The sequence below is a fragment of the Sedimentitalea sp. XS_ASV28 genome (genome assembly GCF_041224545.1).
In the GTDB taxonomy this organism is placed as follows: Bacteria; Pseudomonadota; Alphaproteobacteria; order Rhodobacterales; family Rhodobacteraceae; genus Sedimentitalea.
On sequence record NZ_JBGFGP010000176.1, the window covers coordinates 134812 to 150651 of the forward strand.

13 protein-coding genes are annotated in these 15840 nt (G+C 60.7%); 6 read left to right on the plus strand and 7 right to left on the minus strand.

All coding sequences use genetic code 11. The annotated features are described in order from the left end of the window. Window positions 1-40: 40 nt before the first annotated feature. The 4 genes from argC to AB9K34_RS22505 all read right to left on the minus strand — a co-directional run bounded on the left by argC (window position 41) and on the right by AB9K34_RS22505 (window position 6465). Window positions 41-1069: an N-acetyl-gamma-glutamyl-phosphate reductase gene (argC, locus tag AB9K34_RS22490; RefSeq protein WP_369956884.1), complete on the minus strand. Its 1029-nt coding sequence runs from the start codon at window positions 1067-1069 to the stop codon at window positions 41-43. A 95-nt stretch (window positions 1070-1164) separates the two neighbouring features. Continuing rightward, window positions 1165-1974, minus strand: a complete 810-nt coding sequence (locus tag AB9K34_RS22495) for a glutamate racemase (protein WP_369957115.1) — start codon at window positions 1972-1974, stop codon at window positions 1165-1167. Window positions 1975-1979: 5 nt separating this feature from the next. Next, window positions 1980-2858, minus strand: coding sequence for a lysophospholipid acyltransferase family protein (locus AB9K34_RS22500; protein WP_369956885.1), 879 nt, complete (start codon window positions 2856-2858; stop codon window positions 1980-1982). Between the two features lie 184 nt (window positions 2859-3042). Then, entirely contained in the window at window positions 3043-6465 is a 3423-nt protein-coding gene (locus AB9K34_RS22505; protein ID WP_369956887.1) for an indolepyruvate ferredoxin oxidoreductase family protein, read from the minus strand. 165 nt (window positions 6466-6630) lie between these two features. Here AB9K34_RS22505 and AB9K34_RS22510 point away from each other — a divergent pair, with 165 nt between their 5' ends. The 6 genes from AB9K34_RS22510 to grxD all read left to right on the plus strand — a co-directional run bounded on the left by AB9K34_RS22510 (window position 6631) and on the right by grxD (window position 14306). Continuing rightward, window positions 6631-7548, plus strand: a complete 918-nt coding sequence (locus tag AB9K34_RS22510) for a LysR family transcriptional regulator (RefSeq protein ID WP_369956888.1) — start codon at window positions 6631-6633, stop codon at window positions 7546-7548. A gap of 320 nt (window positions 7549-7868) precedes the next feature. Further along, window positions 7869-10121, plus strand: coding sequence for a mechanosensitive ion channel family protein (locus AB9K34_RS22515; protein WP_369956889.1), 2253 nt, complete (start codon window positions 7869-7871; stop codon window positions 10119-10121). Window positions 10122-10289: 168 nt separating this feature from the next. Next, window positions 10290-12449 (plus strand): phosphoribosylformylglycinamidine synthase subunit PurL, encoded by a 2160-nt coding sequence (gene purL, locus AB9K34_RS22520; protein WP_369956891.1) that lies wholly within the window; start codon window positions 10290-10292, stop codon window positions 12447-12449. 3 nt (window positions 12450-12452) lie between these two features. Continuing rightward, complete coding sequence (locus tag AB9K34_RS22525) at window positions 12453-13484, plus strand: hypothetical protein (RefSeq protein ID WP_369956892.1); 1032 nt, start codon at window positions 12453-12455, stop codon at window positions 13482-13484. 118 nt (window positions 13485-13602) lie between these two features. After that, a complete protein-coding gene (locus tag AB9K34_RS22530; protein ID WP_369956894.1) occupies window positions 13603-13845 on the plus strand; it encodes a BolA/IbaG family iron-sulfur metabolism protein in 243 nt (80 codons plus the stop codon). A 98-nt stretch (window positions 13846-13943) separates the two neighbouring features. Next, complete coding sequence (gene grxD / locus AB9K34_RS22535; protein ID WP_369956895.1) at window positions 13944-14306, plus strand: Grx4 family monothiol glutaredoxin; 363 nt, start codon at window positions 13944-13946, stop codon at window positions 14304-14306. 90 nt (window positions 14307-14396) lie between these two features. On the opposite strand, the gene AB9K34_RS22540 is transcribed toward grxD, so the two are convergent. The 3 genes from AB9K34_RS22540 to AB9K34_RS22550 are packed head-to-tail and all read right to left on the minus strand — an operon-like array spanning window position 14397 to window position 15675. Beyond that, window positions 14397-14738: an MliC family protein gene (locus tag AB9K34_RS22540; protein ID WP_369956896.1), complete on the minus strand. Its 342-nt coding sequence runs from the start codon at window positions 14736-14738 to the stop codon at window positions 14397-14399. 8 nt (window positions 14739-14746) lie between these two features. After that, on the minus strand, window positions 14747-15142 hold the full coding sequence (locus AB9K34_RS22545; protein ID WP_369956898.1) for a cell division protein ZapA: 396 nt from the start codon (window positions 15140-15142) through the stop codon (window positions 14747-14749). Then, window positions 15142-15675, minus strand: coding sequence for a hypothetical protein (locus tag AB9K34_RS22550; RefSeq protein ID WP_369956899.1), 534 nt, complete (start codon window positions 15673-15675; stop codon window positions 15142-15144). Before AB9K34_RS22550 ends, AB9K34_RS22545 begins: the two co-directional genes overlap by 1 nt. Window positions 15676-15840 lie beyond the last annotated feature (165 nt).

Below are 15840 nucleotides of genomic sequence, written 5' to 3' on the forward strand. Positions count from 1 at the left end.
CCTCCTCATTGCGCATCCCGCACTGAACCGTCTTTTCGCGTTAGGGGAACAGCGGCGCCATCATCAGACCGGTCGTTTCGTCCTCACCCAACATCAGGTTGGCGTTTTGCAACGCCTGCCCGCTGCTTCCCTTTGTCAGGTTATCCAGCGCCGCGATCACGATGGTCCGGCCTTCGATCCGGTCGGCGGCAACACCGATATGAACAAAGTTCGATCCGCGCACATGATGGGTGCTCGGAGCTTCGCCGAACGGCAGAAGTTCGACAAAGGGCTCATCGGCATACGCACTCTCGAAGGTCCGATAGATCTCTTTCGCATCCCCCTTGACGTAGACCGTCGCCAGAATGCCCCGGTTTGCCGGGATCAGGTGGGGAGTGAACTGCACTCTGACCGGCCGACCCGCCAACGCGCTGAATTCCTGATCGAACTCGCCAAGGTGCCGATGCGTGCCGCCGATCGCATAGGCGTTATAGCCCTCGCTCAATTCCGCGTGCAGCAGGTTTTCCTTGAGGCTGCGCCCCGCGCCGGAAACCGCACATTTCAGATCGAGGATGATGTCATCCAGATCGATCACACCCGCCGAGATCAGGGGGCGCAACGCGAACTGTCCGGTCGCGGCATTGCACCCGGTTCCGGCAACCAGTCTCGCCCCCCGGATCTGCTCGCGATAGAATTCGCTCAGCCCGTAAACCGCTTCACTTTGCTGCTCCAGCGCCGCATGGGCGTTGCCATACCATTTCTGATAGGCTTCGGGATCGCGCAGCCGGAAATCCGCCGACAAATCGACCACCTTGAGATCCGCCGGAAGATCGCGGATCACCTGCTGACTGGTCTTGTGCGGCAAGGCGCAAAAACACAGGTCCACACCGGAGAAATCGATCTCCTCGATCTTGCACAGCGTCGGAAGCGCCATGTGGCGCAGATGGGGAAACACATCCGCCATCTTCATGCCGGCTTTACGCTCGCCAGACAGCGCGACGATCTCCATGTGGGGATGCCCGGCGATCAGCCGGATCAGTTCTGCACCAGTATAGCCGCTGGCACCAAGGATTGCGATTTTGTGGGTCATGTCATGAATCGTTCTTTGATCGTAAGTAGAGAGAAGCAGCCCGTGTCAGCGAGGACAGGACTAGCGGAGAGATCTGCGTCGCGCCTTGATCCGGATCAGGCCGCAGCAAACTTGATCTGTCGTCGCAGGAATTGTGTCGCACGGTCGCTCACACGGCTGGCATCGCCCGTGGTCAGATAGCCGGCCTCGCCCCTGCCCAGCATATCGGGGTGCCGTTCGAGATAATCCGCGAGACTGTCGGCCACCAGCGTGCCCTGGCTGAACACCTGCACATCCTGGCCAAGCGCATCCTGAAACGCATCCTGCATCAGCGGATAATGTGTGCATCCCAGAATCGCCGCCTGTGGATGCGGCATCTTGCGTTTGAGCGCGTCCACATGGCTCCGCACCAGCGCCTCGGCCAGGATCATGTCGCCCTCTTCGATCGCGTCGACGACACCGCCACAGGCCTGTGCCTCGACATCCACGCCGATCGCCCGAAACGCCAGTTCCCGCTGAAAGGCGCGGCTGGCAACGGTTGCGGGGGTGGCAAACAGTGCTACATGCTTGACCGCGACCTCGCGCGGCGGCGAGTTGTCCCCCCATTGCCGCTCGGTCAGCGCCTCGATCAGCGGCACAAACACACCCAACACGCGTTTTCCCTTGGGCAATCCGCCTTCCTGCATCCGGCGCAGCGCCGCAGCGCTCGCGGTATTGCAGGCCAGAATCACCAGATCGCAGCCCGCGTCCCACAGGCGTTCGACGGCCCTGGTCGTCAGATTGTACACGTCATCCGCATCGCGCACCCCGTATGGCGCGTTCGCGCTGTCTCCGAGATACAGAAAATCCACATCGGGCAAGCGCTTCTGCGCCGCCGCAAGAACGGTCAGCCCGCCCAGCCCGGAATCGAAAATACCTACTGCCATTTTGCTCAAGCGCGATGCTTGTCCTCAAACTCACAGCCATAGTCATAAGACTTCAATGGCGTTGGAGACAGCTCATAAGTCGCTTTTCGCAGAAAATCCATCATCGCTTTCGAGTCTTTGGTCATCGGCGCAAGAATGTCGCGCCCCAGCGGTTTTCCGATCACAACCTCGACCGGACGATCCACGCGCTTGTGAAACTCTTTCAGCAGCAAACCCATGCGCAGGTTCGTATGCAGATGGCTGGCAATCTGGAACAATCGGCTGGTGTGACCGTCGAAAAACAGAGGAACCACCGTGGCTTCGGACTTGGCGACCATCCGTGCGGTAAAGCTGCGCCAGCCCGGATCCATGGGATAGGAAAACGGCCTGACCCCGGTGCTGACCGTGCCGCCGGGGAAGAGTCCGATGGCACCGCCCCGGTCCAGATAGCCAAGCGCGGCCTTGCGGGTCTCGATGTTCTGGCACACCGCCTCTTTGGCCTCGTCAAACGAAATCGGCAGCACGACCCTTTCCAGGTCGTCAGCCCTGCGAAAGATGCGATGCGCAAGGATGCGGAAATCCGCGCGGGTCCGCGACAGGATGTAGCCCATCATCAAACCGTCGAGGATGCCATAAGGATGATTCGCAATCAGGATCAGCGGGCCTTCCGCGGGAATATTGGCCAGCGATCCCCCGACCACATTCAGCGTGATGCCATATCGCTCGACCATCACCGACCAGAAATCCCGCCCCTGCTCCATTTCCTCCTTGTAGCCCCTCGCGCGCCGGATCAATCCGATTCGCCCGGTGCTGTTTTCAATCAGACGGATCATGGCGCGACCGCCACGGGACGCGGCGGAGTGAGAATAGGAAATATCGCGCACCACATGCCGGCGTGAGTTCATGCAGGCCACCATCTTTGCGTAGCGGCCCGGGCCGCTACCTGTCTTGTTCAGGCGGCATACATCAGCTTTGTATCAGTTTTCCTATGGCATTTCGCGATAGACCTGACTCACCTGACGCTGCCTGAAATCAAAGATTTCAACGCGTTAGCTGATACGGGATGTTTCAAGTAAATCGCGAAACGCTTTATTCCGCAGCTTCCGAGAATTTCGAACCGCCGCTGCGGAATGTCGCCAGCAATTCCTCGCGCCGTTTCGCCGCCTTGGCCTCGCTTGCCGCCTTGACCGGACCAAAGCCGCGAATGTCGAGCGGCAGGCGCGCCAGCGCAATCGCGACATCCATCGTCTGCGCGGTCACATTGGGCAGGATTTCGGCCATATCCGTCTCGTATTGTCGGATCAGGGCGCGCTCCATCTTGCGTTCTTCACTATAGCCGAACACGTCCAGCGGCGTGCCGCGCAGCCCCTTGAGACCGCGCAACAGCTTGAGGGGCATGCGCATCCATGATCCGAATTCGCGTTTTTTCGGACGCCCATCCGATCCCTTGCCCCCCAGAATGGGTGGTGCCAGGTGGAATGTCATCCTGAAATCGCCATCGAACTCGGCGGCGGCCTTCTCCTGGCTGCTCAGCAACAGACGCGCAACTTCGTACTCGTCCTTGTAGGACAGCAGCTTGTGATACCCCCTGGCAACCGCCTCTTTCAGGTCCGCATGCTCGATCGGTTCCAGGAACCTGCGATATTTCCTTGCAAGCCGCTTGTTCTGGTACTGCGTCAGGTGATCGGCGCGATAGGCAATGGTCTCGTCCAGCGTCTTGGGCAGTTCGACCACCTTGGGTCGTGACAATCGCTCCGCCTCTTCGGTATAGAGAACCGCCCAGCGACCGATTTCGAACGCCCGCAGGTTCCGTTCCACCGCCGCGCCATTCAACTGGATCGCGCCGGTGATCGCCTCATAGCTCAGCGGGATCAATCCGCGCTGCCACGCGCCGCCGAACACCATCATGTTGGAAAAGATCGAGTCGCCCAGCGTCGCGCGCGCCAGATCCGACGCATCGAACAGGTCGAGCCGATCCTTGATCCGCGCCTGCAACGCAAGCTCCAGGCGATCAAACGGAAGCGCGAACTCGGTGTTGCGGGTGAAATCCCCGGTGATGATCTCGTGGCTGTTCACCACCGCGCCGGTCTGCCCCGTCTTGGTCAGACCCAATGTCTTGGAGCCGGCGCTGACGACCATGTCGCCGCCGATCAGGGCATGCGCCTCGCCGGTCGCGACCCGGATCGCGCTGATGTCTTCGGGCCTGTTGGCCAGACGGCAGTGGATATGGACCGCACCGCCCTTCTGAGCGAGCCCGGCCATCTCCATCATGCCGGCACCCTTGCCGTCGATCTGCGCCGCCTGCGCCATCAAGGCGCCTATGGTCACGACACCGGTGCCGCCAACGCCGGTTATCACCACGTTATGTGTCCCGTTGATCTCGGGCAGTTCCGGTTCCGGCAGATCCGGCAGGGTCAGTTCGGTGGTGGCTTCCTTCCTGATCCTCGCGCCCTCCAGAGTTACGAAAGACGGGCAGAAGCCCCTCAGACAAGAGAAATCCTTGTTGCAGCTGGACTGGTCGATGGCCCGCTTGCGGCCCAGTTCGGTCTCGACCGGGACGATCGACACACAGTTCGACTGCACCCCGCAATCGCCACAACCCTCACAGATATCGGTATTGATGAATACGCGCTTGTCCGGATCGGGGAATTGCCCGCGCTTGCGCCGGCGTCGTTTCTCCGCGGCACAGGTCTGGATATAGATGATCGCGCTGACGCCCTCGATCTCGCGATATTCGCGCTGCACGGCATCCATCTCGGCCCTCTCGTGCCATTCCAGCCCCTTGGGAAAGACATCGCGCGCGGGCTCTTCCTTTTCATCATAAACGACGGCAACCCGTTCGATCCCGATGGCCTTCAGCTCTCGCGCGATGCGCGGCGCATCAAGATCGCCTTCGTTATGCTGCCCGCCTGTCATCGCCACGGCGTCGTTGTAAAGGATCTTGTAGGTGATGTTGGTCCCCGCGGCCTGCGCCGCGCGGATGGCCTGGATACCGGAATGATTATACGTTCCGTCGCCGAGGTTCTGGAAAACATGCCTGGTTTTGGAGAACGGCGCTTCACCGATCCAGTTCGCCCCCTCGCCTCCCATATGGGTATAGCCAATCGTGGAGCGATCCATCCATTGCGCCATGTAATGGCAACCGATCCCCGCATAGGCGCGGCTGCCATCGGGCAGTCTGGTCGAACTGTTATGCGGACAACCGGAACAGAAATACGGCAGGCGCGCGGCGATTTCTTCGGCATTGTCGTTGCGACGCGCATCATCCAGCGCAGCCATGCCGGCCCGGATGCCATCGGTTTCCCGCCCCTCTTCAAGCAGGATCGCCCCCAGTTTTTCGGCGATCATGATCGGGTCGAGCGCGCCGCGCGTCGGGAACAACTCCATCCGGCGACCGTGCTCCCAAGTGTCGCCCTTGTGCCAGCCGTACACCCGGCGACCGCCACGGTCGTCAAAGATCGCTTCCTTGACCTGTACCTCGATCAGTTTGCGCTTTTCCTCGACAACGACGATTAGGTCCAGACCCTCCGCCCACTCATGAAAGCTGTCCATGTCAAGCGGAAAGGTCTGGCCGACCTTGTAGGTCGTAATGCCCAGGCGCTCGGCTTCTGTCTCATCGATATTGAGCAACGACATCGCGTGCACCAGATCGAGCCAGTTCTTGCCCGCCGCGACAAAACCGATCCTGGCGCCGGGTTTGCCCCAGACCCGTTTGTCAATCCGGTTGGCGCGCGCAAAGGCTTCGGCGGCAAAGCGCTTGTAGTCGATCACACGCGCTTCCTGCGCGGCCGGCGTATCGACCAGAAGGATGTTCAGCCCGCCCTCGGGCATATCGAATTCGGGCGTGACAAGTTGCATGCGCATCGGATCACCATCCACGACCGAGGTCACCTCGATGGTGTCCTTCATCGTCTTCAACCCAACCCAGAGGCCGGAAAATCGCGACAGGGCATAGCCATAGATACCGTAGTCGAGGATTTCCTGCACACCCGCCGGGCTGATCACGGGCATATATGCGTCCACCAGCGCCCATTCGCTCTGATGCAGCACCGTGCTCGATTCTCCCGTGTGATCGTCGCCCATCGCCATCAGGACACCGCCATGCCGGCTGGTGCCGGCCATGTTGGCGTGCTTCATCGGATCGCCGGAACGGTCGATGCCGGGCCCCTTGCCGTACCAGAGACCGAACACACCGTCGAACCTGCCGTCGCCTCGCAATTCCGCCTGCTGACTCCCCCAAAGCGCCGTCGCCGCGAGATCTTCGTTCAATCCCAACTGAAACGTCACATCGTGCTCCGCCAGAGGTTTCGCGGCGCGTTGCATCTGCAGATCGACAGCCCCGAGTGGCGATCCACGATACCCAGTCACCAATCCCGCCGTATTCAGCCCTGCCGCCTTGTCGCGTGCGCTTTGCATGAGCATCAATCGGACCAGCGCCTGCGTCCCGTTGAGCATGATGGGGCTTTTGCTCAGGTCGAAACGATCATTCAACGAGATCTTTTGCGTGCTCATGTTGGCCTCCCGCTATACATGATTATGCTTGCTGAATATGAATAATAGGTCATAAATCCTGACCCGTATAGTCCAAAAACACGATTGCCGCGACGATACGACTGTTGCAAGGAGTGCATGGCGGCCCTTCTTATGGGTCAACATACAGGAGCAAAGGCTTCACCGATGGATTGGGACAAGCTCAGAATTTTTCACGCCGTTGCGGATGCCGGCAGCCTGACACACGCGGGGGACCGGCTCAATCTGTCCCAATCGGCCGTGAGCCGGCAAATCCGCGCGCTCGAAGACACGCTGGGTGCCACGCTTTTTCATCGCCACGCGCGCGGTCTGATTCTGACCGAGCAAGGCGAATTGTTGTTCGATGCGACAAATTCCATGTCCAAACGGCTGGAAACTGCCGCAGCGCGCATCAAGGACAGCGAAGAAGAGGTTTTTGGCGAATTGCGCGTCACCACGACCTTTGGCTTCGGGCTGCTCTGGCTGGCGCCGCGCCTGCCCAAGCTCTATGAAAAGTATCCGGAACTCAAGGTCGACCTGATCCTCGATGAACGCGTTCTGGACCTGCCCATGCGCGAGGCTGACGTCGCCATCCGGATGAAGGAACCAAGCCAGGCCGATCTGATCCGCAAGCGTCTGATGTCGGTACAGATGCTGATGTATGCATCCCGCGAATACCTGGATCAGAACGGTATTCCGCAGACCATCGAAGATATCGCGGACCACCGGCTGATCTGTCAGAAAACCGATGCCGCTCAGGCCGTGGCGGGCGCGACGCTGGTGCAATCGCTGATGGCGTACAATCCGCGTTCGACCCTCACGATCAACAACTATTTTGGCGTCCTGCAAGGCGTCTTGCACAATGTCGGGATTGGCGTCCTGCCGGATTACGTGACCCACGATTTCCCGCAATTGGTGCGGGTCCTGCCCGAGATTGAATCGGCCGATGTTCCGGTGTTCCTCGCCTATCCCGAGGAGTTGCGACAATCTCAGCGGATTGCCGCCTTTCGGGACTTTGTGCAGGAAGAGATCATTACCTACCGTAAGCATTTGAGATCACTAGAAAATAACCAAGACATGCAGTAGCTGCATAGCAGCTTTGCCCTTGATGCGTCATTATGGACCTTGATCGAACAGAAACCGACACTTAATTGAACTTGTGAAGCGATTGATGCCCAAAAGCTCATCACTTCATACCTCCCTGTTGGACTTTGGCCGAGCTTAGTGCTCGGCCTTTTTTTTGCCCGCGCATCCGCGCCGCGTTCTCGCCGATGCGCCAGAGCAAGCGGAAATGTCCAAATCTGTTGAATTTTCAGCGAAATCACGCCAATGAGGACCACAACAGCAGAAATACGGCACCGGGGAGTTGAAATATGGGTCCTGTTTCGCGCCTTTGCGCAATTGTCTTGACCATCATTGCTCTTCAGACAGTCGCGGCGACCGGGGCGCAGTGCCAGACACAGGTGGACAGCGAGTCAGGCAGCAGCGCACCATCCGCATTGGCCGAACTTCCCGAACCGCTCACCCAGGACGCCGTACGCGAGATGGTAGCACGAATGTCGGACGATCAGGTGCGCGCCATGTTGCTGGATCGGCTTGACGCCGTGGCGGCCACCGAAAAGCACGACGCGGCCGCAAAGCCCGGCCTCTTCAGCCGCCTCAACACCCTTTGGGTCGCCTTCTACTCCAATCCACTGGATGCGATCTCCAAGCTGCCCACGCTCGTCCAGAGACAGGGGCAAACCATCGCGATCTTTTTCAATGATTTCGGCGGCGCTGGCGGTGTGTTCAAGATGTTCGGTCTGATGGCGATCGCGCTGGCAATCGGTTTTGGCGTCGAATATCTGGCGGTACGGCTGACGAAACGCTGGCAACGCAGCATTCCACACTCGGACACGGCAACCCTGTCGGAATCGCTGAACTTTCTCTTCCGGCGCTTCATGCGCGAGATTTTCGGCCTGATCGTCTTCTACATCACGGTCCGCACTGTCGGCAAGGCGTTGCTGGATGCGCAACAGGCGAGCTTTGTTGCCCCCTTTGCCACATACCTCGTGTGGTGGCCGCGCCTTGGCGCGGCGGTGTCGCGTCTGGTGCTCGCCCCCGAGAAACCCGCCCTGCGACTGGTTAGACTAAGTGACAAATGGGCCCGATACCTGCACAGGAACCTTGTCGGTCTCATCCTGCTGTGCGGTTTCACAATTTTCGTGGTCAGTTTCAATTTGAACTTCGGTTATCCGCTGGCCGAAACACGTCTTGGCTTCTGGCTCGATAGCGCCGTCTACATCTATATCGTCATCATCGCCTGGACCGCGCGCGAGGGGCTGGTCGAACTGATGCGCGGTTCGGACCCGGATCGGTCGGAATACGATGAACTGGTTGCCCGCAATTACCCCTATTACGTGGTGGCTGTCGCTGCGGGCATGTGGGTGCTTGTCACGACGCTGACGGGGCTCGGCCAAACCGCGTCCCTGCAGAAGGGCGCGCATTATACGACGATGTTCTGGCTCATTCTCGCTCCTCCGCTCGACATGCTCGTGCGCGGACTGGTTCGCCACCTCGTACCGCCGATGATCGGAGAAGGCGCGATTGCGGAAAAGGCCTATCGCGCCACCAAACGCAGTTACATCCGGATCGGTCGCGTTCTGATCGCGGGTATCGTACTCTTGCTGATCGCGAATGCCTGGGACATGCACATCGCCGACTTTACCTCGCAAAGACAGGGCCTCGGCGCGCGGCTGGTCGAATTCCTGATCACACTCGCCATCGGTTACATTGTGTTCGAGGTCGTCTCTCTCTGGATCAATCGCAAGCTGGCCAGGGAACAAACCAGTTCAGGACCGGTCAGCGAAGACGCGGCAGGCGGCGAAGGCGGCGGCGCCGGCGGTTCCAGGCTGGCCACTGTGCTTCCTCTGCTGCGACTTTGCGCGCAGGTGGCGATTGTCGTCATCTTTGCGCTGCTGGCGGTCGGGGCATTGGGCGTGGACATCACCCCGCTTCTCGCCGGGGCCGGCATCCTCGGTCTCGCCATCGGGTTCGGCGCGCAAAAGCTGGTCACGGATATTGTCTCGGGCATCTTCTTTCTGATCGACGATGCCTTTCGCGTCGGCGAATATGTCGATGTCGGCGGCACCATGGGCACGGTCGAGAAAATCTCGATCCGCTCGATGCAGCTTCGCCACCATCGCGGCAACGTGCACACCATCCCCTATGGCAGCATCGAAAAGGTCACCAATTTCAGCCGCGACTGGGTCATCATGAAGCTGATGTTCACCGTCCCGTTCGACACCGATCCCAACAAGGTCAAGAAGATCTTCAAGAAGATCGGTGCCGAGATGATGCAGGACGATCTTTACAAGGACGATTTCCTCGAACCGTTCAAGAGCCAGGGCGTGCTGCAATTCGACGATGTCGGCATCGTCATGCGCGGCAAGTTCATGGCAAAGCCCGGCACGCAATTCACCATCCGCAAGGAGATCTACAATCGCGTCCGCAAGGAATTCGCCGAGAACGGGATCGAATTCGCCCGCCGCGAGGTGCGCGTGGCCATACCCGGGCTCGATCACGACGACACGATGAGCGATGCCGAGAAACAGGCCGTCGCGGCCGCGGCCAGCGGCGTCGTGCAGGCCCAGATCGAAGATCAGGACGCCAAGAAATAGAGCCTCTGCCTCCAACGGATGACGCGGCGCATCGAGGCCAATGCCCGATCTGACATCCGCCCGCGCCCGTTTCAACGGCGCAATTGCGGCAAGTTGGGAACAGGGCTTTTCCCCGGACGCGGCTTGCACTAACAACGGCGCCATTACGCCACCCTGGGGAACGTCCGGATGCAAGAGCCTGCCATCACGCCTGAGCTGATCGAAAACCACGGGCTGAAACCCGATGAATACGCGGAAATCCTGCGTATCCTCGACCGCGAGCCCACCTTCACCGAGCTTGGCATCTTCTCGGCCATGTGGAACGAACATTGTTCCTACAAGTCGTCCAAGAAATGGCTGCGCACGCTGCCGACCTCGGGACCGCAGGTGATCTGCGGCCCTGGCGAGAATGCCGGTGTCGTCGATATCGGCGACGGTCAGGCCGTGGTGTTCAAGATGGAGAGCCACAACCACCCCTCGTATATCGAACCCTATCAGGGTGCCGCGACCGGTGTGGGCGGCATCCTGCGCGACGTGTTCACCATGGGTGCGCGCCCGATCGCGGCCATGAACTCGCTCAGCTTTGGCGAGATCGGGCACCACAAGACCCGGCAGCTGGTCAATGGCGTGGTCGAAGGCATCGGCGGATACGGCAATTGTTTCGGCGTTCCGACCGTGGGTGGCGAAGTGCGCTTTCACCCCGCCTATAACGGCAACTGTCTCGTGAATGCCTTTGCTGCCGGACTCGCGGACAGCGACAAGATTTTCTATTCCGCCGCCAGCGGCGTTGGCCGCCCGGTCGTCTATCTCGGGGCCAAGACCGGGCGCGACGGTGTCGGCGGGGCAACGATGGCCAGCGCCGAGTTCGACGACACCATCGAGGAAAAGCGCCCCACCGTTCAGGTCGGCGACCCGTTCACCGAAAAGCGTCTGATGGAGGCCACGCTCGAACTGATGCAGACCGGCGCGGTCGTGTCGATCCAGGATATGGGCGCGGCCGGGTTGACCTGTTCGGCGGTCGAAATGGGCGACAAGGGCGGGCTTGGCGTGCGGCTCAATCTTGACGCGGTGCCGCAGCGCGAACCGAACATGACCGCCTACGAAATGATGCTGTCGGAATCGCAGGAACGGATGCTGATGGTGCTGAATCCCGAACTCGAGGCCGAGGCACGCGCCGTGTTCGAGAAATGGGATCTGGATTTCGCCATCGTTGGTGAAACCATCGCCGAAGATCGTTTCATCATTGAACATCAGGGCAAGGTCATGGCCGATCTGCCGCTTGCCACCCTCTCGGGGTCCGCACCGGAATACGATCGCCCCTGGGTTCCCACCCCGCCGGCGGAACCGCTCGCCGACGTGCCCGGCATCGATCCGATCGACGGATTGCGGGCGCTGATTTCCTCGCCCAACTACGCCGCCAAGCAATGGGTCTACGAACAATACGACACGATGGTCATGGCCGACACCGCACGGACGCCGGGCCTTGGCGCGGGCATCGTGCGGGTGCACGGCAGCGACAAGGCACTGGCATTTACCAGCGATGTCACGCCGCGATATGTCCGCGCCAACCCCGAAGAAGGTGGAAAACAGGCGGTTGCCGAGGCATGGCGCAACCTGTGTGCCGTGGGTGCGAGGCCCCTTGCAACCACCGATAACCTGAATTTCGGCAACCCGGAAAAACCCGAGATCATGGGCCAGTTCGTCGGCGCGCTCAAGGGCATCGGCGCGGCCTGTTCGGCGCTTGATATGCCGATCGTGTCGGGCAACGTGTCGCTCTACAATGAAACCGACGGCGCGGCGATCCTGCCCACCCCCACCATCGGGGCGGTCGGGTTGCTGGATCACACCGACGACATCATCGGGTGCGACGTGCGCGACGGGCATGTGGCGATCCTGGTGGGCGAAACCCTCGGTCATCTCGGTCAATCGGCGCTTCTCGCCGAAGTTTTCAACCGCGAAGATGGCGACGCGCCGGCGGTCGATCTGGACGCCGAAAAACGCAATGGCGAATTCATCCGCGCCAATCGCAACCTCGTCACCGCCTGCACGGATCTGTCGGATGGCGGACTGGCGCTTGCCGCATTCGAGCTCGCCGAGCGCGCCGGCGTCGGCGTGCATCTTGACGACGCGTCGACCGAATTCCTGTTCGGCGAGGATCAGGCGCGCTATCTCGTGGCCTGCAACTTCGACGAGGCCGAGGCGCTGATGATTGCCGCCGGTCAGGCCGGCGTCACGGTGGCGTCGGTCGGTCGGTTTACCGGTGATGCGATTCAGATCGGCTCGGTATCCGCGCCCCTGTCCGAGTTGTCCCAAACCTATCGCAGCGCGTTTCACGACGCGCTCACCTGAGGAATGACACAACAGCTTTACCTGCATATCGGCGACTGCAAGACCGGATCGACCACCATCCAGACCACGCTGGCGGGGTCGGGCCTTGCAACACCGGGAACCGCCCTGCTCTATCCGCGCCCGATGCAGCATGGGATGCTGGCCCGTACCCTGACCACGCACAAGCATCTGCTGGACAAGCGCTGGGGCGCCATCGGGCGCAGCTTTGCCTCTGCGGAGTGGGATGTGGGGGTGATTTCGACCGAATTGTTCGAATTCTCGTCGCCCAACCGGGTCGCCGCAGCCTTGCGTCAGCACATTCCCGACCATGCCGAAAGTTTGCGGGTCATTGCCTATGTACGACCGCATACCAGTCGTTTTTTGTCGCAATTTGCCGAGAACCTCAAAAACGGTCACACCACCGGCGACATGCAGGAGTTCGCCACGCGCATGGATCGTCTCGGACGGCTCGACTATGTCGCGCGGTTGCAAAAGTGGCGCGATGTGTTCGGCGACCGGCTGATCGTGCGCCCGTTCACGCGGGATCGTCTGGCCCGTGGCGATGTGCGTCATGACTTCCTGGGGCTGATCCTTGAAGGCCGCGCTTACGAGCTTGGCGACATCACCGATGCAAATGCCTCGCTCTCCCTCGCCGACCTTGCCCTCATGCGCCTGCTGCAACGCCGTTTTGCCGAGCGACTTGGCGCTGAACACCCCTCGGCCATTCCGTTCGGCAAACAGTTCGGACGCCTGCTTCATGCCACGCCGTCGCTGCGCCCGTTCGAACGGCTACGCCTGTCCCGATCGCTCTGCGACTGGTTCATCACCCGTTATCGCGACGACGCCGAACAGATGGACAGCCAATGGATCGGCGCACCCTGTTTCGTGCCGGCGCTTCTGGCGGCCGCCGATGACACCGTGCCGCAGGCGCAGAGCCTGCAAGCAGAGGACCATTTCGATGGTGAGACGCTGCGGCTCATGACCTGCTGGGCCGATCTGATCCTGCGGCAGATGCAGGACGATCCGGCCGCATTCGGCAAGCGCCTGCGCCCCTGAGACGGTCTGCGCCCTGTCGGGTCGCTACGTGCCGGGCCGAATTGCCACGACGCAATCCCTTGCGCCCTGAGCAGCATCACCCTAAATCTAATCAGAACCAGCAGGAGCAACGCACCAGATGGCAATGCAGGCCCATGAAATCGAAGAACTGATCCGCGCGAGTTTTCCGAATGCAAAGATCTCGATCACCGATCTGGCGGGCGACGGCAATCACTATGCTGCCGAAGTCATCGACGAGAGCTTTCGCGGGCAGAACAGGGTGCAACAGCAACGCGCGGTCTATGCGGCCCTCAAGGGCAAGATGGACGGCTCCAGCGGGGAATTGCATGCGCTGGCGCTGACGACCAAGGCACCGGCATAACCAACCGAACCGATTGCGACAGATCACCGGTCTGCCGGAAAACGACAACCGAAACCGCGCACGCCTTTTGGCACATGGCGCGAGACAAGGATAGCGAGATGAGCGATATCGCAACCCAGATCAAGGATACCGTCACCAGCAACGATGTGGTGCTGTTCATGAAGGGCACCAAGGAAATGCCGCAATGCGGTTTCTCTTCGCGCGTCGCGGGGGTGCTGAACTACATGGGCGTGCAATTCGCCGATGTGAACGTGCTGGCAGACGAAACCATGCGTCAGGGAATCAAGGATTTTTCCGACTGGCCGACCGTGCCGCAGCTTTACGTCAAGGGAGAATTCGTTGGCGGCTGTGACATCGTCACCGAGATGACCCTGTCCGGCGAACTCGACACCCTGTTCGAAAACAAGGGCGTGAGTTTTGACAAGGAGGCGGCGGACAAGATCCGCGAAGCCAACGGCTGACCCTCACGAAAACAGCAGATCGACATCGCCGCCCCGTTCCGGGGCGGTTTTGTTTTGCCAGCGGTCTGCACGGTACAGACGTTGCGGTTGCTACGGCCTGATGATGGCACAATCGCGCAGCACCGGCTCTTCCTCGGCCGTGTGGTCCGCGGCCATATGCGTCACGAAACCCTCGTCACCCTTGATATGGAGCCGATAGCTGTCCTGCTCATCGAGTGAGACATAACACACGCCAGATGCGGTCGGCAGCGCGCGCATCGCAACCTGCTTGCCTTCGATCTGCATCACCGCCGATCCGGCACCTTCCAGCGGAGTGATAAAGGTGACAGGCAACAGCACCCCGCGTTCGCATTGAAAGACGCGACTCGAGATGTCAGGGCCATCTTGCGCGACTGTTTCCAGGGGCGCGCACGTCATGGCCATGACGGCCATCAGCGCCCTCATTTCCGCGCCTTGTCCTCGATCTCGCCCGCCAATGCCTCTGCCCGTGCGGCCAGCTCTGCCAAGGTGTCCGTCACCGCCTGCGGGACCACCGGAACCTCGATCCGTTCGGGCGCGGGTTTCGGGGCGTCGCGCAGATGTTCGAGTTCGGCCTGGCGCTCGGCGAGGGCCGTCTCAAGCTCTCTGACGCGCTCTTCGGATGCCGCCGTCTTGTCTGCGAGCATGAGCCCGGCCATCAACAGCATCCGCGCCTCGGGCATCCGGCCAACCTGGTCGGTAAGCACCTGCGCTTCCTCGTCCAGCATCCCGGCCGCAGAATGCAGAAAGCTCTCTTCGCCATCCTGACATGCCACGTTAAACGAGCGGCCCCCGATGCGAATTGTGACTTCCGGCATTACATGTCCTCCGTTTCGGCCGCGCCATCTGCATCGCCCAGGAGCGGCTTCAGCCTGGCCAGGATCACGCCGACCTCCGCCACTTCGGTCGCGCGCGTGGCCCGCAGCGCCTCGAGTTCGGCGAGCATTGCCTTGTTGATAAGCCGCGGTTTGCCGACGCCATTCTCATTTGCCGTGCGCAGCGCCGCGTTGCTGTTGCGCAATTGCTCGTTGGCTTCGCGCAGCCGTTGCAAATCCATGTCCAGTTGCTCCACGGCCTGGTCATACTCGGCAATCTGGTCCTTCAGCGCCTCGATCTCGGTCGCCCGGTCGAGATCCGCCCGCAGCGCTGCAATCTCGTCGTCATGTTCGGCACGCAGCGCGCGCAACCTGTCTTCCAGATGCGCGCTGGCGCGCCTTTCCTCTTCCAGCGCTGCGGCAAGATCCGGACCCGGAGCCGTATCGCTTGTCTGTTCCGCCAACTGGCTGACGCCGGCGTCGATCCGTGCCATCGCCAACGTGATGCGGCTTTGCAATTCTTCGATCTGACTCATGCCCCTCACCTTTCGCACGCATCGAATTATATCGTACGTTTTGCCTGTTGATCCTGTCCCGCAGCGCGAAGCACCTACGGACGAATCGATCTTGTTCCCCAATTCTTAGCAGTCTACGCAAGGGCAAGGCAATTTTCCTGACCTTTGCTTTCAAAGGCTTGCCGC

What these genes read in the sequence shown, in the direction of transcription:
- AB9K34_RS22495 (WP_369957115.1), bottom strand. Translation starts at nt 1,974, where the DNA reads ATGGCAGTAGGTATTTTCGATTCCGGGCTGGGCGGGCTGACCGTTCTT.
- AB9K34_RS22530 (WP_369956894.1), top strand. Translation starts at nt 13,603, where the DNA reads ATGGCAATGCAGGCCCATGAAATCGAAGAACTGATCCGCGCGAGTTTT.
- AB9K34_RS22550 (WP_369956899.1), bottom strand. Translation starts at nt 15,675, where the DNA reads ATGAGTCAGATCGAAGAATTGCAAAGCCGCATCACGTTGGCGATGGCA.
- AB9K34_RS22505 (WP_369956887.1), bottom strand. Translation starts at nt 6,465, where the DNA reads ATGAGCACGCAAAAGATCTCGTTGAATGATCGTTTCGACCTGAGCAAA.
- grxD (WP_369956895.1), top strand. Translation starts at nt 13,944, where the DNA reads ATGAGCGATATCGCAACCCAGATCAAGGATACCGTCACCAGCAACGAT.
- AB9K34_RS22545 (WP_369956898.1), bottom strand. Translation starts at nt 15,142, where the DNA reads ATGCCGGAAGTCACAATTCGCATCGGGGGCCGCTCGTTTAACGTGGCA.
- AB9K34_RS22540 (WP_369956896.1), bottom strand. Translation starts at nt 14,738, where the DNA reads ATGGCCGTCATGGCCATGACGTGCGCGCCCCTGGAAACAGTCGCGCAA.
- AB9K34_RS22510 (WP_369956888.1), top strand. Translation starts at nt 6,631, where the DNA reads ATGGATTGGGACAAGCTCAGAATTTTTCACGCCGTTGCGGATGCCGGC.
- argC (WP_369956884.1), bottom strand. Translation starts at nt 1,069, where the DNA reads ATGACCCACAAAATCGCAATCCTTGGTGCCAGCGGCTATACTGGTGCA.
- AB9K34_RS22525 (WP_369956892.1), top strand. Translation starts at nt 12,453, where the DNA reads ATGACACAACAGCTTTACCTGCATATCGGCGACTGCAAGACCGGATCG.
- purL (WP_369956891.1), top strand. Translation starts at nt 10,290, where the DNA reads ATGCAAGAGCCTGCCATCACGCCTGAGCTGATCGAAAACCACGGGCTG.
- AB9K34_RS22500 (WP_369956885.1), bottom strand. Translation starts at nt 2,858, where the DNA reads ATGAACTCACGCCGGCATGTGGTGCGCGATATTTCCTATTCTCACTCC.